The 19718-nt window shown below is 69.6% G+C and carries 10 protein-coding genes, 1 tRNA gene and 1 pseudogene; 8 read left to right on the top strand and 4 right to left on the bottom strand.

Annotation, left to right across the window (positions count from 1 at the left end):
* Nucleotides 1-3 precede the first annotated feature (3 nt).
* Nucleotides 4-1668, bottom strand: coding sequence for a Na+/H+ antiporter (locus GA0070619_RS02070; protein ID WP_172862160.1), 1665 nt, complete (start codon nt 1666-1668; stop codon nt 4-6).
* A 250-nt stretch (nt 1669-1918) separates the two neighbouring features.
* Here GA0070619_RS02070 and GA0070619_RS02075 point away from each other — a divergent pair, with 250 nt between their 5' ends.
* From GA0070619_RS02075 to GA0070619_RS02085, 3 genes are all read left to right on the top strand, one after another.
* Entirely contained in the window at nt 1919-5002 is a 3084-nt protein-coding gene (locus tag GA0070619_RS02075) for a VWD domain-containing protein (RefSeq protein ID WP_088946484.1), read from the top strand.
* Nucleotides 5003-5057: 55 nt separating this feature from the next.
* Nucleotides 5058-5133 (top strand) — tRNA-Lys (locus GA0070619_RS02080).
* A 207-nt stretch (nt 5134-5340) separates the two neighbouring features.
* Nucleotides 5341-6012: a YdcF family protein gene (locus tag GA0070619_RS02085; protein ID WP_088951498.1), complete on the top strand. Its 672-nt coding sequence runs from the start codon at nt 5341-5343 to the stop codon at nt 6010-6012.
* Nucleotides 6013-6018: 6 nt separating this feature from the next.
* Here the strand turns inward: GA0070619_RS02085 and GA0070619_RS02090 are convergent.
* Nucleotides 6019-6333 (bottom strand): annotated as a pseudogene (locus tag GA0070619_RS02090) (XRE family transcriptional regulator); the annotation flags it as partial.
* A 53-nt stretch (nt 6334-6386) separates the two neighbouring features.
* On the opposite strand from GA0070619_RS02090, the gene GA0070619_RS02095 reads away from it, so the two are divergent.
* The gene (locus GA0070619_RS02095; RefSeq protein WP_088946485.1) at nt 6387-7757 is read left to right on the top strand and encodes a serine hydrolase domain-containing protein; all 1371 of its coding nucleotides are present in this window, start codon (nt 6387-6389) and stop codon (nt 7755-7757) included.
* Nucleotides 7758-7823: 66 nt separating this feature from the next.
* On the opposite strand, the gene GA0070619_RS02100 is transcribed toward GA0070619_RS02095, so the two are convergent.
* Nucleotides 7824-10943 carry a hypothetical protein gene (locus GA0070619_RS02100; RefSeq protein WP_157743880.1) on the bottom strand — a complete coding sequence of 1040 codons (3120 nt, stop codon included), beginning with the start codon at nt 10941-10943 and terminating at the stop codon, nt 7824-7826.
* 305 nt (nt 10944-11248) lie between these two features.
* Here GA0070619_RS02100 and GA0070619_RS02105 point away from each other — a divergent pair, with 305 nt between their 5' ends.
* The 4 genes from GA0070619_RS02105 (at nt 11249) to GA0070619_RS02120 (ending at nt 19240) form a co-directional block, all read left to right on the top strand.
* Nucleotides 11249-14233 carry a glycoside hydrolase family 3 protein gene (locus GA0070619_RS02105; protein ID WP_088951499.1) on the top strand — a complete coding sequence of 995 codons (2985 nt, stop codon included), beginning with the start codon at nt 11249-11251 and terminating at the stop codon, nt 14231-14233.
* Nucleotides 14234-14861: 628 nt separating this feature from the next.
* Nucleotides 14862-17537 carry an RICIN domain-containing protein gene (locus tag GA0070619_RS02110; RefSeq protein ID WP_231927236.1) on the top strand — a complete coding sequence of 892 codons (2676 nt, stop codon included), beginning with the start codon at nt 14862-14864 and terminating at the stop codon, nt 17535-17537.
* A 124-nt stretch (nt 17538-17661) separates the two neighbouring features.
* Entirely contained in the window at nt 17662-17958 is a 297-nt protein-coding gene (locus GA0070619_RS02115; RefSeq protein WP_088946488.1) for a DUF6582 domain-containing protein, read from the top strand.
* Nucleotides 17959-18022: 64 nt separating this feature from the next.
* Nucleotides 18023-19240, top strand: a complete 1218-nt coding sequence (locus GA0070619_RS02120) for an FUSC family protein (protein WP_088946489.1) — start codon at nt 18023-18025, stop codon at nt 19238-19240.
* A gap of 52 nt (nt 19241-19292) precedes the next feature.
* On the opposite strand, the gene GA0070619_RS02125 is transcribed toward GA0070619_RS02120, so the two are convergent.
* Complete coding sequence (locus GA0070619_RS02125) at nt 19293-19718, bottom strand: VOC family protein (protein WP_088946490.1); 426 nt, start codon at nt 19716-19718, stop codon at nt 19293-19295.

Genomic DNA, 19718 nt, shown 5'->3' on the forward strand with positions numbered 1-19718 from the left:
CGGTCAGCTGGAGGTCCGCTTCGGGAGCAGCAGTTCCTCGTGGTCGAGTTCCCGTTCCAGGACGCGGAGCTCCTCATCCGGCAGCCGGCCGGAGTCGCGCCAGCGCACGAGTTCCTCGCGCTGCGCGTCGATGGTTGTCCGCCGGACACGAAGCGCCGTCTCGTACTCCGGTGAGGTGGGCATCTCGGATGAGCCGCTCTGCTCCAGATGGTCCAGCCGCCCGCGGTAGCGCGCCAGTCGGGCCAGCAGCTGCGTACGGATGGTGTTGACGGCCACCGTGCTGTCCGGCTCCGCGGCGGCAACCTCGTCGAGGCGGGCCAGGGCGGCCTCGACCGCCGCCGAGCGGGCCTCGTTGCGTACGCGGGCCTGGTCTGTTTCGTTGGCGCGCAGGCCCAGCATCCGCACGAGCGGCGCGAACGTCATGCCCTGCCCGACGAGTGTCACCAGGACTACCACGAAGGTGCAGAACAGCAGGAGGTCACGGTCGGGAAAGGGTGCGCCGCTGTCGGTGGTCAGCGGCAGGGTGAAGATCGCGGCCAGGCTGATCACGCCACGGGTGCCGGACCAGCTCAGTGCCACCACTTCACGGGAGGTGAGTCGGCGGGCGTTGCGGTCAGCGCGCTCGATCTGCCGGGCAGTCCCGGGTTCGTCCGGGTCGTCCTGCTCGGAAATGCCGCCCAGCCGGGTGTGCAACGACCGGGGGAGGGACTGGGTCATCACCAGCCACGCGGGGCGCAGCAGGAGCACCACGCCGACCGACACCGCGACGGCGATGACGATGGTCGACGTGTCGTACTGACGCAGGCCCTTGACGACTTCGGGAAGCTGCTGGCCGATCAGCAGGAAGACGAAGCCTTCGAGGAGGAAGTCGACCAGCCGCCACACCGCGCTGGTCTGCAGCCGGGCGGCGCCAGAGGTGAGCTGGGGTGTCTTGTGGCCGACGATCAGCCCGGCGATCACCACGGCGAGCACCCCGGAGACGTGCAGTTCCTCGCCCAACAGGTAGGCCACGAACGGTGTCGCGAGCGAGATGGCGTTCGACAACAGTGGGTCCGCGGTGAACGGTCGGGCCAGACGTACCAGCCAGGCGACGGCCGCTCCCACGGCGACCCCGCCGACCGCCGCCAGCACGAACTGGCCCACGGCGGACGGGAACGAGAACTCACCACCCACGGCGGCGGCCACCGCGACGCTGAGCATCGTCAGCGCGGTGGCGTCGTTGAGCAGCCCCTCGCCCTGAATGATCGTGACCATCTTCGGCGGCAGGTTGACCCGGCGGCCCACCGCCAGGGCGGCCACCGGGTCGGGCGGCGCGATGGCGGCGCCGACCGCGATCCCGGCAGCGAGCGTCGCCCCGGCGACGAAAAGGTGGAAACCGATGCCGACCAGCACCCCGGTGAGGAGCACCAGCACCACGGACAGGCTGACCACGATGCGGAGGTTCCGGCGGATGTCCAACAGCGAGGAGTCCAGTGCGGCGCTGTAGAGCAACGGCGGCAGCACGATCATGAGCACCAGGTCGGGATCAAGACCGATGTTGGGCCCGGGGAGCAACGCGTACGCGATGCCGATGAGCGGCAGAAGCGCCGCGGCCGGCAGGCCGGTGCGGGCCGCCACCCACCGCACGACGACGATCACCGCGACAGCGGCGAGCACGAACAACAACATCGAGTGGGTGCTCACCTGGTTACTTCCCCCTGGAGCGGCGCGAGGTTCCTCGGATCCACTGCGGCTCGCGGCCGAGCCGGCCGTTCGGCACCGTTTTGGCGCCGGGCAGCGCAGCATGCAGCGGTAACGAGCGTACCCGCTTGATCAACCGGGCCTGGCGGACTGCTGGACACGGCCACCGCGCCCCGGCTGGGACCGGTCCCCGACAGAGCGTGCGGAGACCGGCCGTCGCGCCCCTACAGTCCGCACCATGAGGTGGACGGTGCGACTCGCGGCCACGTTTCCCGTACTGCTGACCGCCCTGGCGGCCGGCGCGGTGAGCGCCGCCGCGGCGCCCGCCGACGGCGGCCTCGGCCTGGCCATGCGGCCCGGCCAGGCCGACTACCGGGCCGGCGACCAGGTCCGCCTCGACCTCACGGTCACGAACACCACCGACGCGGCGTGCGCGCTGCCGACCAGCGCCGTCGGCACCGTCCAGGTGACCGGGGTACGCCTCGACGGGCGCGACCTCACGCCGACGCTGGCCCGCAGCTTCCACGACGACGGCATCGGTGCTGCCGCCACCGCCGGCCTCACCACCGTGGAGCCTGGTGCGACCACGACGGTGAGCCTGACCGGCGTACGCCTGCATGACGGTGACACGCCCGACGCGGTGGTGCTCCGCTCGGTGGCCGCCACCCCGGACGGCGGTGGCCTGGACACGCTCTGGCCGGTCGGCGCCCCCGGCCGGTACGAGGTGACCGCCGGCTACCTGCCACTGCCGGTGACCGGCGCGACCAGCGTCTGCGCGGGCGGGACCACGCTGCGGACCATCACCTTCACCGTTGGCGACGGCGGTGGCGTGACCGGCCAGCGCTGGCTGTGGCTCGCCGGCGGAGGGCTGCTGCTGGCGCTGCTCGGTGTCCCGTTGGTGGTGGTGCTGCTGCGGGCACGCCGCCGCCGGCCGAGCGCCGCCGCTGTGGCCCTGCTGCTGGTGTCCGTCGGCGCGCTGGTCGTCGGCGGCTCCCGACCGGCCCGGGCCGACTACGCGGTGGACCCGACCGGCGGCGTGCCGGTCAGCGGCGTCGACTTCCAGGGCGCGGTCGACAACTGCCTGAAGGGGTTCGCCGGGCCCGGAGGGGACCCGTCCGGCGTGCTGCCGCGGCTGCGCGACAAGAAGTCCCCCCGGGTGCGGATCATTCCGACCCCCGGTGGCTCGGGCGCGTTCGAGACCCCGGACAGCCCCGACGGGAAGGGTTCCTCGACGGTCACCTGGAATCCGACCTCCGTCGACCCGTACGGCGACGGCGTGACCCGGGACCCCTGTGCCGCGCTCTACCACGAGCTCAACCACGCCGATGACATCTCCCGGAGCAAGGTTCCGCAGGGCGATTGCGGCAGCACCGGCATCCGCACCGCCGAGGTGAAGGCGACACTCGCGGAGAACCGCTATCGGACGGCGAAGGGCCTGCCGCCGCGCACCGAGTACGACGGGAAGCCGCTGCCGAAGAACCTCGACGAGTGCAAGAAACCGGCGAAGAAGACGCCCCCGCCGAAGGGTCCGGTGAAGCTCTGCGAGGAGGGCGCGAACTGCGGCGGCAGCAACGGCGACCCGCACCTGGTCACATTCGACCGGGTCGCCTACGACTTCCAGGCGGTGGGCGAGTTCACGCTGGTCACCGCCACCGGCAACGACCCGCTGGAGGTGCAGGTGCGACAGGCGCCGATGGCCGGCACCCGGACCGCCTCGGTCAACTCGGCGGTCGCGTTCCGGATCGGCGCCCACCGGGTCGCGCTCACGCTCACCGACGGCGGCACCCGGGTGCACGTCGACGGCGCGCCACTGGCCGGGCCGCCGGAACGCACCGACCTGCCCGGCGGCGGTGCCCTCACCCGCCGCCCCTCCGACACCGGACCCACCAACGGGTACGACGTGACATGGCCGGACGGCTCTGCGGCTGCGGTGGACCAGATCGGCCACTACGGCTACCGCGTCCTGATCAAGCTCGCCGACGGCCGGGCCGGGAAGGTACGCGGCCTGCTCGGCGACTTCGACGGCGACCCGACCGATGACATCGCGCCCTCCTCCGGGACCGCGCTCACCCAGCCGGTGCCGTTCGCGCAGCTCTATCCGACGTACGCGGACAGTTGGCGGGTCACCCCGGACCGCTCGCTGCTGCACTACGACGACGGGCAGGACACCGGCACGTTCACCGACCGCGCCTTCCCCGAACGGGAGGTCACGGTCGGCGACCTAGACCCGGCCCGCCGCGCCACCGCCGAGCAGGTCTGCCGGTGGGCCGGCGTCACCGCCCCCGCCCAGCTCGCCGAGTGCGTCTTCGACGTCGCGGTCAGCGGTCGCCCCGAGTTCGCGGTGGCCGGCGCCACCACCGAGCGGGTCGCCCCGCCCGCCAACACGCCGATCACCGCCGTACCCGTGGCGACCGCCAGCCTGACCCCCGGCGGGGAGCCGCTGACATTCCCCGGCCGGGCCGGCGACGTCGTCTTCGTCGACGCCACCGCGCCCGGGATGGGTAACCGCTGCTCGCCGTACACGCTCACCGACCCGACCGGCCGGGAGATCGCGAGCGGCTGCGCCATCAACGGCGTCGGCTACATCGACCGCGTCGACCTCACCGCCACCGGCAACTACGCCGTGCGGGTCACCGCCGCCCCCGGCGACACCGGACGAGCCGCCATCCTGGTGTACGCGGCTCGCGACGTCGACGGCACGCTGCAAGCGAACGGCCCGGCGGTCACCGCGACACTGGAACAGCCCGGCGCACGCGCCCGGTACCGGTTCACCGGGCGGCAGGGTGAGCGCGTCTTCGTCGAGGTGCCCACAAGCACACTGACCGACCAGTGCTCCCCGCTGGAACTGCGCGACACCGACGGCCGGCTGCTGCACAGCGGCTGCGTGATCAACGGCGTCGGCGAGATCGACGGCACGCTGCTGCCCGCCGACGGGACGTACACCGTGGTGGTCGACCCCAGCGGACGCGGCACCGGCGCGACCACACTGCGGCTCGTCAGCAGCCGCGACCGGGCGGCGACGATCACCGTCGGCGGGCCGCAGGTCGTCGCCACCGTCGACCAACCCGGCGCGGTCACCACCTACCGGTTCACCGCCAACGCCGGCACGTCGGTGAGGCTGACCGCGACCGCCTCCGACCTACCCGACCAGTGCGGCGTGCTGGAGCTACGCGCCCCCGATGGCAGCCCCATCACCAGCGGCTGCGTGGTCAACGGGGCCGGCGACATCGCGCCGACAGTGCTGCCGGCCTCTGGCACGTACTCCCTGGTGGTGGACCCGTCCGGGATCGCGACCGGGCAGGTCACGCTGACGCTGCGGTAATGCTTGTTCGGGGCCGCGTCCGGGGCGTGCTACCGTCTCGTCCCGTTGCCGGCGAGCGCCGCTAGCTCAACTGGCAGAGCAGCGGACTCTTAATCCGCGGGTTCGGGGTTCGAGTCCCTGGCGGCGCACCAGCAGTAACACCTCCAGGGCCGGTCACGACGACCGGCCCTGAAATCTGTGGGTGGACATTCTGGGGCGCGTCGAGCAGATGGACAGCCGGCTCTGACTCTTCGATGGTCTGCGGCGGCTCGCCCTCGCACCTCGCCTCGGCACTCGCGCGGCGGCCCCTACCCTGTGGACATGGCAGGGCTTGGTCGAAATAGATTGTGGTGTCATTGATGTACCCACGCATGGCGTCGGCCGCGGCGATCCCTGATGCGATCCGGGCGGACGTGGAGACGCTGTGGCGCTACCACGACATGCGTCACGAGTTGCGCCCGTGCGACGTGGGGATCGGGTTGGGCAGTCACGATCTCGGCGTGGCCGTCATCGCGACGCGCTTGTTTCACGAGGGACTGTTCCCGAGGATCGTGTTCACCGGCGCGAACGCCCCGACGACCGTCGAGCGGTTCCCGCGTGGAGAAGCAGTGCACTACCGCGAGTACGCCGTTGAGCAGGGTGTGCCCCCGGAAGCGATTCTCGTGGAGCCGCGTGCCACGAACACCGCCCAGAACCTGGAGTACTCGCGTCAGCTCCTGACCGAACACCGGATCCCGGTGAAGTCGGTGCTGATCATGTCTCGGCCCTACCAACAGCGTCGGGCCTACGCCACCTGCAGGCTGATGTGGCCGGAGGTCGATGTGGTGTGCGCGTCGAACCCACTCGAACTGGACGACTACGTGAGCAGCATCGGTGACCCTCGACGGGTGGTGGACATGCTGGTAGGCGACACGCAGCGGATCGAGGTGTACGCGGAGCGCGGGTTGGCGATCCCGCAGGAGATGCCGGACGAGGTACGGGCGGCCTTCGAGCGCCTGGTCGCGGCTGGCTACACGAGCCGGCTGATTTGAGCCCAGCTACCAGCGCGGTCCTCCCGACCGAACGCCCATCCTGTCGCTGAGTTCAACGGCCAGTCGAGGTGGCCGGGGGCGGGTGAGGATGTCGCGGACGAGGTCGCGGGAGAGCTGGTGGTAGCGCACCTGATCAGGGCCGATGACCTCGGCCTGCAGGAGCGCCGCGAGCGCGTCGTCGATGCGGTTCCACCGGGCAAGGGCTCGGGCGGTTTCGATGGCGTGCCGGACCTGCCGCTCTACGGGCACGGTGCTGGTGTCGAGTGGGGCGCCGATGGCGATGGCGCGTTGCACGTCGCCGAGTTCCATCGCCACTGTCGTCGCTGTTCACCGCTGCGTTGATCGGGCAGCACGGGTGGTCGAGAATCGATGCCGTGGAGGACGTGGATCTGTCGCAGGAATGGGCCCTGTTGCTGGGCGAACTTGACCGGCACGTGTCTTCGGGGCGGCTCTCGCCGGACACGGCGACGTTGTCCGATCTGATGCGCACCTACCAGGTGCCGGGGGTCAGCATCGCCGTCGGGCACGTGAGCGGGCGGCTGTGGGCGACCGGCTACGGCGTCACGGGTGGTGAGGCGTCGACGCCGGTGACCGCAGGCACCGCGTTCGCGGCCTGTTCGATCAGTAAGCATGTCGCCGCGTTCGGGGCGTTGCTGCTGGTTCAGGACGGTGTGCTGGATCTGGATGCCGACATCAGCGGGTACCTCACCTCGTGGCAACTGCTCGACCGCGCGGGTCAGCGAACTCGGGTGACGGTACGACAACTGCTGGCGCACACCGCCGGTTTGTCCGACACCTGGTATCGCGGCTACGCCGCGGATCGCGCCCCCTCGCTGTTGCAGGTCCTGGAGGGCGGCGGCTCCACGACCACCCCACCGGTTCGGTCGACCCTTCTGCCGGGCAGCCGTTTCCGGTACTCGGGCAGCCACTACTCGGTGCTCCAGCAGTTGATGGCGGACGTGACGGGGACCCCGTTCGAGGACCTCATGCGATCGCTGGTCCTGGAACCGCTGGCCATGGCCGACAGCAGCTTCGACCAGCAGTTTCCGCACCAGCGACAGCATCCGGTGGCTCGTGGCCATCATGGGGGCGGCGCCGGGGTGCCCGGCGGTTGGCGGGTGCAGCCGGAGACGGCGGCAGCTGGGTTGTGGAGCACCCCGACCGACCTGCTTCGGCTCGACCTGGAGATCGCCCGGGCGGCTTCGGGGGACTCGAAGCTGCTCAGCCGCGACCTGGCCACCGAGATGTGGACACCGCAGATCCCTGGCGGCGTCTACGGGCTCGGCACCGAGCTCGCCGACCAGGCCGGTTGCCGACGGTTCGGGCACACCGGGCAGAACGTCGGCTATACCTGCTTCTCCTACGTCTGGCCCGACAGCGGCACCGCGGTCGCCGCGATGACCAGTTCCGAGGATGGGTGGGAGTTGCTGGCCAGCATCCGTGCCGCCGGCGACCGTTGTTACGCCACCGATGTCACCGACGAACCGCTTGGTGACGTGGCGGGCCGTTACGTCCTGCGCGACGACTACCCGATCGACATCGCGGTCAGCGACGGCCACCTGACCTTCTCCGCGGCCGCCCAGGAGCCGGTCGTCCTGCTGGCGGAGCCGGGCGGTCGCTACCTGCACCCGGGGCTCGATCTGGAGGTCCGGTTCGTGCAGACCGACGACCACCATCGCGTCCTGGAGCTGCGGCAGGAAGGAGTCACGCAAACCGCGAGCAACCGGACCGTACGCAACGACTGACTGCTGGGGAGCCCCGTCGATGAACCGGCACGTTGCCGGCGCCCGGAGGCGCCGGCAACGCTTGTGTCAGTTGGCGTGGGTCAGGCGTGTGGTGATGCGCAGACCGGTGAGGGTGTCGTTCAGCCACGGCACCCGCTCGCGGTGCAGCCCGGCGGTCATCTGGTCCGCCCAGGTCTCGTACCGTTGGGTGAGCGCGTTGGCACGCGACCGCGCGCTGGTGATCAGGCAGTCGCCGAGGGGGTCACCGGGCAGGTTGGACGAGTCGACAGCGGGCTCGCAGGGCAGCTTGAGGCTGACCTGGTCGCGCAGCGGGCGGCTGGTGTCGGGCGAACACGGTGCGGGCCCGCAGAGCGCGTAGTTCCCGCCCGCCTTCGCGTAGGCGTTGCCGATCTTGGCGTCCGTCGGCATGTTCACCGGAATCTGGTACTGGCCGAACAGGTTCGCGGACAACACGTCGTCCGAGTCGAGGGCGTTGGGCAGACCCAACCGGGTGTACGCCTGGAGCAGCCGCGCGGACGTGTTCATTTTCTTCAGCGCGGTGGGCACCGGCCCGTTGACCTGGGTGCTCAGCTCGCGTACGCGGTCGTAGAGGGACTTCTGTCGGGCTTGCAGGAAACCGCGCAGGGTCGGCGTGAGCGAGGTGTCCAGGGCCGTGTTGTTGATGGCCGTGGCGGCGCTCGCGAAGGCGTAACGGCCGGAGGGCCACTTCTGGGTCAGGGCCTGCTCGGGGGTGGTCTCGTTGTTGCAGCTGAAGAACTCGCAGTAGACGTGGTAGACCTGCTCGCCGGGCCAGGTGTAGTCGGCGGTCCGTGAGTTCTGCCAGGCCGTGGACGAGTTCAGCCGGAACCGGCTGTGGATCTGCAACCGCAGCTTGCCGTAGGAGCGGATCACGCCTCCGTTGTCCGTCGTCCGGGTGTGGACCCAGCTCGGCGTGTAGCAGTAGCCGACCTCGGGCAACTCCCGTACGCCCGCCGGCGGCTCGCCGAGGCGCGGCGTGTACGCGTACTGGAGCGTTTGCACCATGTTCGACATCAGGTGGTAGCGGACGTTGCTGGGTCGGTCGATCTGCCGGGAGCCGTCGCACGCCGGCACCGTCGCCTCGTCGACCTTCGTTGGTGCCGGGGCGAGCGGCTTGTCCGTGTCCCAGAACAGGTCGTAGTTCTTGAGCACCTTGACCTGCACGCCATTGGCGTCGGGCTCCCAGCGGGCCTGGATCTCGTTGGTCCGGAAGGCGGCCAGCGCGGTCGACAGCTCGTTGGTGGCGGCGACGTACTCGTCGATCAGGCCCCTGATCAGGCTGTTGGCGTTGCCGTCGACCGGCCGACCGAAGCTGGCCGCGAGGTCCGCGATGCGGGTGCCCTCCGCCTCGATCTGCGCCGCGCGGCTGGTGCTGACCTGGGCGGCGTACGTCGGGTTCTGCAGCATCAACATGGAGTACGCCTGCGCGCCGAGGTTCCACACCGTCGGGTTGCCGACCGGCGTCGCCGGTTCGACCATCGACGGGTCACGCCCGCTGGCCACCCGAGCCAGGTAGTTGATCGACCGGGCCTCGCCGAAGCTGTTGAGCACGGTGGTCGGGTCGAGCGCCGGGTTGTCGGCGTCGGTCCTGGGCACCACGAAGGCGCTGCCGCTGGCCAACTGCGTGGCGGTCAGGTGGAACTCGTTCTCCGGGCCGACGAACTCGCCGTACGTGGGGATCGGTTGGCCGAAGTTCTCCAGGTAGCCGATGTACTGGTTGATGTCGGCGCGGGCGTCGTGCAGGGTGGCGTCGCCGATCGCGGCCAGGACCGTTGCGGCGATGTCCTCCAGGCGGAGGCCGAGCTGGGCGACCTGCTGCTGCACGAGGGTGATCTGCGCGGTGTTGCCGGCGATCGCCGCGTTCAGTTTGTCGAACTGGGCCATCATGTTCGCGTACACCGTGTTGATCTGGGCCTCGACCCGCGCGAAGCTGGCGCGCATCTCGTCGCCGAGGGCCCGCACCTCGTCGCGCAGTGCCTTGACCTGGGCGAGGATCTGCGCATCCAGCGACGGTCCGCTGCTGCCGAAGAGCCCGACGATCGACATCACGGCACCGAAGACGTTGCCGGTCATCGCCAACGTCGCGGTGCTGAAGATCGACCCCGCCAGCCCGCGGCCCGCGATCGCCGCCGCGTACTTGGAGATGGCGCTGATCGTGGTGAAGACCGCCTCGCCGATCACCTTGGACTTCTTGCCGGCGTCGGGGTCGGCGAACCCGATGATGGTCGACACCATACCCACCCCGGCCTTGACGTCGGAGATCGTCTGCTGCCGCGCCTTGTCCCGGTCCTCGGCGGCCTTCCTGGCCGCCGCGGTGCACTCGGCGCTCGGCGGCCCCTCCGGCGGACACTTGCGGTTGTTCTCGCCGATCTCAAGACGGATCTCCAAGCTCAGCCCGAGCAGCTGCGCGTGCAGCGAGGCGAGCTGCTGCTTGGCCGCCGCGACGTACGCCACCGGGTCGTCCCGCAGCGCCAGGATCGCGTCGAGGTCCACGTGCGAAAGCCCGGGATCCTGCGTGAGCTCCTCGTAGGTGCTGGTCACGTCCACCCCGACCGGTGCACCGAGCACTGTGTTCCAGGCGGTGGCGACCGGAGCACTGCCTGCCCCCGCCTGTCGGACCGCGGACCAGACGGCGGCGAGGCCGTCGTCACGACCGCGCAGCCACTGGGCGGTACGCAGGGCGCCGGAGGCGAGTTCCTCGCGGGTGTCCCACGGTTCGACGGTCTTTCCGATCACGGCCCCGACCAGCCCGGTGATCTCCGGCGAGGTCCGGGTGTCGCCGCCGGGCGCGCCGAGCAGGATGTCGACGGACCTGAGCAGCAGGTCCTGCTCGGGCACCAACACGTCGTACGCGGTCAGCGAGCTGTCGAGCAGCTGCTTGCGCGCCGTGAGTTGGGTCTGTGCCTGCCCGGCCGTGGCGTTCGGGTGCAGCCGGTGCCACTGGACGAACTCGGCCGACAGCACGACGGCCCTGATCCGATCGGCGCCCCGGAAGTGGATCTCAGCGACCTGACCGAAGGCGCGATCGGTGAGCGCCGCCTGAGGGATGGGGACGGGGACGGGATCGGCCGACGCGGGTTCGCCGAACAGCACACCTGCCGCGGTGACTGCGATCATCGCCACCACCGCAGTCCCGCGCCTCGTACGCGTGGAACGTTTGATTGTCATGTCGCGAACGTATTGAGCAGCCGGAAAGGGCCCTGAAACCGCGCTGACGCGTGCGGGTCAGCCGCCGATCTCAGGCCACTCGTCGGCCAACCGACGTTGAACCTCCCGCCGGGCCGACCTTGCCCCGCCAATAGGCGCGCATCTATGGTTGCGGGGATCACCACAATCCTGGCCGTGATGACGCGGCCACATCGTCGAAGCGCTTCGACGACCCGTCGTTCAGGCCCGTCAGCCGGGTGTCGAGCCTGGTCACGTCGGTCTCGGCGCCCCGCTGGGCGTCTGCCGAACGACACGAGGAGATCCACATGCGCAACCGGCGCCTTCGGCGCGGTTTCACCGTGCTCGCGCTCACCCTTCTGGCCCTGCCGGCGGTCCCCGGCACCGCACTCGCCGAACCCACCTACCCGTTCCGGGACCCGCATCTGCCCGTGAGCGCCCGGGTCGACGACCTGCTCGGGCGGCTCACGCAGGACGAGAAGATCTCGATGCTGCACCAGTACCAGCCAGCCATCCCCCGGCTGGGAATCGGCCTGTTCAAGACCGGCACCGAGGCCCTGCACGGCGTCGCCTGGTCGACCGACATCGACAACAACGGCGCGGTCGTCAAGGCTCGCGGCACCGTCTTCCCGCAACCGGTGGGCATGGCGAGCACCTGGAACACCGACCTGATCCGGCAGGTCGGCTCCGCCGTCGGCGACGAGGCGCGCGGCTACCACGCGCAGAACCCCCGGGTCTGGGGTCTCAACCTCTGGGCACCGGTGGTCAACCTGCTGCGCGACCCCCGGTGGGGCCGCAACGAGGAGGGCTACTCCGAGGACCCGACGCTCACCGCGGCCATCTCCACCGCGTACGGCTCGGGGATGACCGGCGGGGACCCGGACCACCTGAAGAGCGCGCCGACCCTCAAGCACTACCTGGCCTACAACAACGAGGTCCGGCGTGACGTGACCTCGTCGAACGTGCCACCACGGGTGCTCAACGAGTACGACCGCGCCGCCTTCAAACCGGCCATCGCCGCCGACGCGGCGACCGGGGTGATGGCGTCGTACAACCTGGTCAACGGTCGTCCGGCCACAGTGGATCCGGACCTGGCCACCGAGGTCCGCGGTTGGACCGATCAGCCGCTGCTCAACGTCACTGACGCCTGGGCGCCGAACAACCTCATCGGCTCCCAGGGCTACTACGCCACCCTCCCCGAGGGCAACGCCGCGATCGTCAAGGCCGGCCTGAACAGCTTCATCACCGACGACACCAACGCGCAGCCGACCGTCACCGCCATCAAGCAGGCGCTGGCCACCGGTCTGCTCACCGAGGGGGACATCGACGCCCGGATCCGGGAGACCCTGAACGTGCGGCTCCGGCTGGGTGAGTTCGACCCGGGCGGGGGCCGGTTCGGGGGTATCACCCCGGACGTCATCAACAGCCCCGAACACCAACGACTCGCCCGCCAGGCCGCCGGTGAGGCAATGGTGCTGCTGAAGAACGCGCGCCAGGCGCTTCCACTGGACCCCGCCCGGACCCGCAAGGTGGCAGTGCTCGGGCCGCTGGCCGACACCCTCTACTCCGATTGGTACGGCGGCGATCTGCCGTACGAGGTGACTGCGCTCGACGGCATCCGCGAGCGGCTGGGCGATTCCGCCAGTGTCAGCGGGCTCGACGGGGCGGACCGGATCGCCCTGAAGGACCCGGCGACCGGCCGGTACGTCACGGCCACCGGCACCACCGACGCCGACCCGGTCGCCGCCACCGGTGCCAGCGCCGAACTCGCCGCCCAGTTCGACGTGGTGGACTGGGGCCAGGACGTGGTGACCCTGCGCAACGCCGCCAACGGCCGCTACCTCGGCTACAACTGGGGGCCGTTCGTCACCCGCGACGAGCAGCCGAACGGCTGGTACGTCCAGCAGCAGTTCAAGCTGGAGCCGCAGGCCGACGGCACGGTGGCGCTGCGCTACGTCGGCTACGAGACGAAGGAGAGCTGGTTCGGCCCCGACCGGTACGTGACGGTCGGTGCAGACGGTGCCCTCACTCTCGGCGCGTCGACAGCGGCCGACGCGACCCATTTCAGTCGTGAGGTGGTCAGCAGCGGGATCGACCGTGCCGTCGCGGCCGCGACGGCGGCCGACACCGCCGTGCTGGTGGTCGGCAGCAACCCGTTCATCAACGGCCGCGAGGCACACGACCGTACCTCCACGGCCCTGAGCGCCGGCCAGTCGGCGCTGGTCAAGGCCGTGGCCGCAGCCAACCCGCGTACCGTTGTGGTGCTCCAGAGCAGCTACCCCGTCACCATCGCCTCCGAGCAGGAGCGCGTGCCTGCCGTGGTCTGGACCACCCACGCGGGCGCCGAGACCGGGCACGCCGTCGCCGACGTCCTCTTCGGTGACCGCAACCCGTCCGGCCGGCTCACCCAGACCTGGTACCGCTCGGACTCACAACTGCCACCGGACCTGCTGGAGTACGACATCATCTCGTCCGGCCAGACCTACCTGTACAACCGCGCGAAGCCGCTCTACCCGTTCGGCCACGGGCTGTCGTACACCCGTTTCCGGTACGGCCAGCTGCGTACCGGTGCCCACTCGGTCGCGGCCGACGGCACGATCGCGGTCAGCGTCGACGTGACCAACGCCGGCGCCCGGGCCGGTTCCGAGGTGGTCCAGCTCTACACCCATCAGCGCACCTCGCGGGACAAGACCCCGATCCGCCAGCTCAAGGCGTTCCAGCGGGTGCAACTCGCGCCCGGGCAGACCCGGACCGTGACGCTCCGACTGCCCGCCGCCGACCTGGCGCACTGGGACGTCACCCGCAGCCGGTGGGTGGTCGAGTCGTCCACCTACGACGTGATGGTCGGGGCGTCCGCGCAGGACATCCGGGCCCGGACCGCGGTGCGGGTGCGCGGTGAGACGATCCCGGCCCGGGACCTGTCCCGGCCCACCCGGGCGGAGAACTTCGACCGGTATGCCGGGGTCCGGCTCGTCGACGAGACGAAGGTCCGGGGTACGGCCGTCGGGGCCACCGCCGCCGGTCAGTGGATCTCCTTCGACGGTTCGGCGTTGCGTCCCGGCGCGCGGACCTTCACAGCGAGTTTCGCCAGGGCCGGTGCGGGAGCGGGCGCCGTCGAGGTCCGGTTGGGATCGCCCACCGGCCGACTGCTCGGCACGGCCACCGTGCCCAGCACCGGCGACGACTACCGGTACGTCAGCACCAGCACCGAGTTGGCCGGGGCCGCCGGCAAGCAGGACGTGTACCTGGTGTTCGACTCCGCGCTGCGCGTGGCGGACTTCTCCATCAGGTGACCGGCGACCGGGGTCGGGTCGATCATCGACCCGACCCCGGGCCGTTGCCCCGAGCCCGGGACCGACGTCCCTGGCGCTCAGCGGGCTCGCCACCGCGAGGACGCCGACGTTGAACCCCGGTAGGCGACGACCAGGGCCCTGTTGATCGGGGCCAGGGTGGGTGGATCGCCGGTCCGGCCCGGGGGTGAGCCGCTCAGAGTCCCATGACCGCCAGCGTGGGCGGGGGCGGGGCTCAGTATCTGCGGTGCCTATGGAGCTGATGCTGCAAACGAATCAGGCGAGAGGACCCGTGGCGGTGATGTCGTAGGCGATTCAGCTCCAAAGGAGCGCCACCCCACCTGCGCCCCCTGGCCGGCGGCCCCGGGGGCCCTGATCTACTCGCGACGGTTCAGCGGAAATTTCGGCATAGACGCCCTCCAATTGCCTGTTGCATTGGTCAGACGTGTGACCTACGCTCCCAGTAAGAATTTCGGGGCGGTTAACAAAGAGTGCGGTCGGGGCGACGGAAGTCCCCGCCGGCCCTTAGTGGCGTCGCTGTTCCGTACTCGTCGCTCGATACGCACTTTGGGCACTACATCGACGGCCAGTGAGAGGAACAGACGTGAAGTCAGCCATATCCACCGCTCGAATGTCAGTGTTGGCGGTGGCGGCGCTTGTCGCCGCCACGCTGCCGGCCGTGCTGACAAACCAGCTACCGGCCTCCGCCGCAGTCCAGGCGACCTACTATGTCGCCCCGGACGGAAATGACACCAATCCGGGCACCATCCAATCGCCGTTCAAGAGTCTGGAACGCGCACGGGACGTCGTCCGTACGGTGAATGCGAACATGACCGGCGACATCAACGTGCATCTCCGCGGTGGCAGTTATCCGATCAGCAGCACTGTCGAATTTGGTGCCGGTGACTCCGGCACCAACGGCTACCGGGTCATCTACGGCGCCTACCCCAACGAGAAGCCGGTTCTCGACGGCGGTGTCCAGGTGACCGGGTGGACCCAGCACAGCGGCAACATCTGGAAGGCCCCGCTCGACCGCTCCAACAAGCTGCGGGCGCTCTACGTCAACGACAAGCGCGCGTACATGGCGTCGAAGACGATCAGCTCGGCGGGCTGTTACGGGACGTACAACATCACGGCCAACCAGGCCGCGTGGGCCTGGGAGTCGGGGTCGCAGTGCGACGGCGCCAAATACAGCCTGAACGACTTCCCGGCCATCGCCCGCAACCAGGACGACATCGAGATCGAGACGGGCACGACCTGGACCACGGCCATCGTGGGCGTCCGCCAGGTGACCACGAGTTCCGACGGCGCGAACCGGGTCGCCCTCTTCCAGCAACCGGGCGCTGCCATCGCCCAGGGCGCGTTCAACGGCAACGCCCAGGTGGGCGGCACCCACAAGCTCATGAACGCCTACGAGTTCCTGGACGCGCCCGGTGAGTTCTACTTCGACAAGGGCACCCGGACGGTCTATTACTACAAGGCCAGTGCCGACAACATGTCGACCGCGACGGTCTACGCGCCGAACAACGTCACCAACCTGCTGCGGGTCGCCGGCACCTCGACCAGCAGCCACGCGCGCAACATCACGTTCTCCGGGCTGACGGTGCAGCACTCCGACTGGAACCTGTTCAACGTCGCCGGCGCGTCCTTCAAGCAGGCGCAGCAGGGCAACCTCGGTGCCCAGGTGTACGCGAAGGGCAACTTCCACGTCTACCACTACCGGAACGTGGATGTGACGCCCGGCATCATCCAGATCCAGAACGCGGACGGGATCCTCCTGCAACGCAATCGGATCCAGCACACCGGCGCCGACGGGATCAACATGATCAACGACGTGCAGGGCACGCAGTTGATCGGCAACCACACCAACGACATCGCCGGGTCCGCCATCACCGTGGGCCATCCGCAGCACGTCTACATCGGAGACGGCACCTCGACCAACCGCGAGAAGTTCTCCGCACAGGTCGAGGGGCTGCCGAAGAACATCGACATCAAGAACAACTATCTGTACGACAGTGCCGTGCTGTTCAACGGGCACAGCCCCATCTCGGCGTATCTCGCCGACACCCTGACCATCCAGCGCAACCGGATCGAGAAGACCCCGTGGTCCGGCATCACGCTCGGCTGGGGCTGGTGGAACTTCGACGGATCGTCGGGCTCGATCGTGCCGAACCGACCGACCACGACGGCGAGAAACAACACCATCAGCTACAACCACATCATCGACACGGTGCAGCGGCTGAGTGACACCGCGCCGATCTACACGTTGGGCAGTCAGCCGGGGACCACCATCACCAACAACTATCTCCAGGGCGTCCCGTCGGGTCACAAGTATGGGCTGCACCCGGACGAGGGGTCGGCGTTCATCACGTTCCGCGACAACGTGCTGAGTATCGACAAGAACGTCACCTGGATGATCAACTCAGACGACTTCGGGCGGAAGCACGATCTGAGCATCACGCAGATCTACGGCCCGATCAACAAGGTCTCGAACAAGAACCTGCCGAACAGCACGATCGGCGACATCCTCGTCTCCTCCGACTATGTCTGGCCGGCGGCGGCGTACGGCATCGCCACGAATTCCGGCCTTGAGGACGCGTACCGGGACATCATCCCGGCGAGCACCTTCTCCGCACCGAACTACGTGCTGCCGGCCAGCACGTTCGTCACCAGTGCCACGGCGTCGATCCCGATCCGGAGCATCGGCGACGCCACCAGGTCGGTCTGGTTGGCCCCGTACGGCACGACCACCTTCACCGCCGGGGCGACCATGACCAGGGCAGCCGGCACCGCCACGTCCATCGCCGTGCCGGCCACCCAGGGCGAGTACCGGCTCTACGTCGTCGACGCACAGGGCAACCGGTCGGCCGAGTCGACAGCGATCGTCCGGCAGCAGCAGGGCGGGGGCAGCGGTACGGGCAACGGACAGCTCGTGGGTGGCCAGTCCGGCCGCTGTGTCGAGGTGCCCAACGCCTCGACCACCAACGGCACCCAGACGCAACTCTGGGACTGCTCCACCGGCACCAACCAACGCTGGACCCACACCTCCAGCAAGCAGCTGACCGTGTACGGCAACAAGTGCCTGGACGCCTCCGGGGCCGGCACGGCCAACGGCACGGCGGTCATCATCTGGGACTGCCACGGCGGGCTCAACCAGCAGTGGAACGTCAACACCAACGGCACCGTGACGAACGCCCAGTCCGGGCTCTGCCTCGACGCCTTCGGCGCCGCCACCGCCAACGGCACGAAGCTCATCCTCTGGTCCTGCAACGGCGGCGCGAACCAGCAGTGGACGCTGCGTAGCTGACCGACCGGACCCGGGGCCAGGCCGACACGGGCCTGGCCCCGGGCTACTTGAACCTTCCTTGAAGCGGGAGCCTCTCTCCGGTGAGCGGAGGTGCTGCCGGACAACGAGTGGGTAATGGTGGGCGATGACCTCAACCTGGAAACCCCACGAGAAGCACGGTGGCCTGTCGAGCAAGGACAAGCGCGAGCTGCCGGAGACCGTCTTCGCGTTCCCCAAGGAGCGCAAGGAACCCATGACCGACGCGGGTCACGTCCGTAACGCCATCGCACGGTTCGACCAGGTGCAGGGCGTCACCGACGCGGACCGGGACCTGGCCTTCCAGAACATCCTCGCCGCCGCCAAGCACTACGGCGTCGACGTCGCGGAGACCGACTGGCGCCAACTCGGTCGACTGCCGCACACGCCGAATCCCGCCCACTGAGGCAACCCCACGCGAGATGGCGCTACCGCCGGATAGGTTCGCCTTCGGCGGGTAAGCGGCGCGAATGCCCGCGAATCAGGAGCCGGCACCCCACTCCGACCCGGCATCGGGTGAGGCGTCCCGGACCGACCGGACGGTCGCCGGCCTGCGCGCGCGGCTACGACACGCGGTAAAGGCCCGCGTCTGGCGGTTCCGCCTCTTCGGGCTGCTCGCCGTGCAGGCCGGCGTCGCGGCGTCGCTCGCCTGGTTCGTGGGAGCCCAGTTCCTGGACAATCCCTCCCCGGTCCTCGCGCCCACCACCGCGGTCGGCATCGTGGCCGCGTCGATGGGCACGCGCCTGCGGCGCACCGTCGAGCTGCTGGTCGGGGTGGTCCTGGGCCTCGCTGTCGGCGACGCACTCATGTCGATGTTCGGCATCGGGCCCTGGCAGACCGGTCTGGTCGTGGTGCTGGCGATCATCGTCGCCGTGCTGCTCAAGGGCGGTGGATCCCTGCTCGCCCAGGCCGGCGGCACCGCGGTGCTCATCGCCACCCTGGAACCGCCCGTGCGTGAGCTGTCCGTCCCTCGCTTCGTCGACTCTGCAGTCGGCGGGCTCATCGGTCTGGCGGTCGGCCTGTTGTTGGTGCCGATCCACCCGCAGCGGACGGTGCAGCGGCTGGCCGAACCGGTCCTCGACCCGACCATCGCCGCCCTGCACAACCTGGCCGCGGCGCTGCGTCGTCGGGACCTTGGCGGCGCCGAGCAGAGTCTGACCGGTCTGCGGATTCTTGGATCACGGATGACCGCGCTGGACGAGGGGCTCGGGGCTGCCCAGGAAGTGGTGCGACTGGCGCCACTACGGTGGCACCAACGCAAGATTCTGGCCCACTACACCCGGGCCATCCACCATCTCGAGCGCAGCCTGTACGGCTGTCGGGCCGTCGCGAGGAGACTCACCAAGGCTCTCCGGGACGATGAGCCGATACCGGATGAGTTCGCGGCTGCCATCGACCTGTTGGCCACCAGCGTGCAGACGCTGAGACGCGTCACCACCCCCGAGCGTGCGGACCCTCAGGACGCGCGCCGGCAGATCATCACCGCTGTCGAGCTGGTCGGAAAGGCGCAGGGAAAACCCGCGCGGGATCCCACCCGTCCGCACACCCACCGGTTGGGCTACTCAGGAATGATCGCCGCGGGTGAGTTCCACACGGCCGCCCACGACCTTCTCATGGCCAGCGCGATGGGCACCGACGAGGCGGGAGAGCTGGTACGGCAGACACTGGATCGGGCCGGTCGGGACTGAGCAGGCGGGGCCTGCGGCGGGCACCGCCGCCGCGTCGGGAAAGCCCAGTGCGTCACGTCGCCTTCAGCGACGCGAGGACGTCGAGGTAGTGCGGGTTCCTCATGACGCCCAGCACGTTGCCGAACGGGTCGACCACCGCTGCCGTGACGAACCCCTCGTCGCCGTGCGGAGTGATCGGTTGGTACTCCGTGGCCCCCAGTGCCAGCAGCCGCTCGACGGTGGCGTCGAGGTCGTCGACACACCAGTGCATGACCGCGCCGCCGGGCCCCGTCGCGGCCCCGGGCGGCGCGTACCTGCGGTCGATGATGCCCAACTCGGCCTGGTAGTCGCCGATCCGGAACTCGGTGTAGGCCGGGCGCCCGTCGGGCCCCGGGCGCATGAAGTACGCCTCGACCCCGAGGAAGTTCGCGTACCAGGCGGTTGCCGCCTCCACGTCGTCGGCCCAGATGTTGAGTGTGGCGAATCCTCGCAGGCTCAT

The sequence above is a fragment of the Micromonospora zamorensis genome (assembly GCF_900090275.1).
In the GTDB taxonomy this organism is placed as follows: Bacteria; Actinomycetota; Actinomycetes; order Mycobacteriales; family Micromonosporaceae; genus Micromonospora; species Micromonospora zamorensis.

Excerpts from the sequence above, each read along its gene's own strand:
- GA0070619_RS02070 (WP_172862160.1), bottom strand. The coding sequence starts at position 1,668 with ATGTTGTTGTTCGTGCTCGCCGCTGTCGCGGTGATCGTCGTCGTGCGG.
- GA0070619_RS02075 (WP_088946484.1), top strand. The coding sequence starts at position 1,919 with ATGAGGTGGACGGTGCGACTCGCGGCCACGTTTCCCGTACTGCTGACC.
- GA0070619_RS02085 (WP_088951498.1), top strand. The coding sequence starts at position 5,341 with ATGTACCCACGCATGGCGTCGGCCGCGGCGATCCCTGATGCGATCCGG.
- GA0070619_RS02100 (WP_157743880.1), bottom strand. The coding sequence starts at position 10,943 with ATGACAATCAAACGTTCCACGCGTACGAGGCGCGGGACTGCGGTGGTG.
- GA0070619_RS02105 (WP_088951499.1), top strand. The coding sequence starts at position 11,249 with ATGCGCAACCGGCGCCTTCGGCGCGGTTTCACCGTGCTCGCGCTCACC.
- GA0070619_RS02110 (WP_231927236.1), top strand. The coding sequence starts at position 14,862 with ATGTCAGTGTTGGCGGTGGCGGCGCTTGTCGCCGCCACGCTGCCGGCC.
- GA0070619_RS02115 (WP_088946488.1), top strand. The coding sequence starts at position 17,662 with ATGACCTCAACCTGGAAACCCCACGAGAAGCACGGTGGCCTGTCGAGC.
- GA0070619_RS02120 (WP_088946489.1), top strand. The coding sequence starts at position 18,023 with ATGCCCGCGAATCAGGAGCCGGCACCCCACTCCGACCCGGCATCGGGT.
- GA0070619_RS02125 (WP_088946490.1), bottom strand. The coding sequence starts at position 19,718 with ATGAGCCTGCGAGGATTCGCCACACTCAACATCTGGGCCGACGACGTG.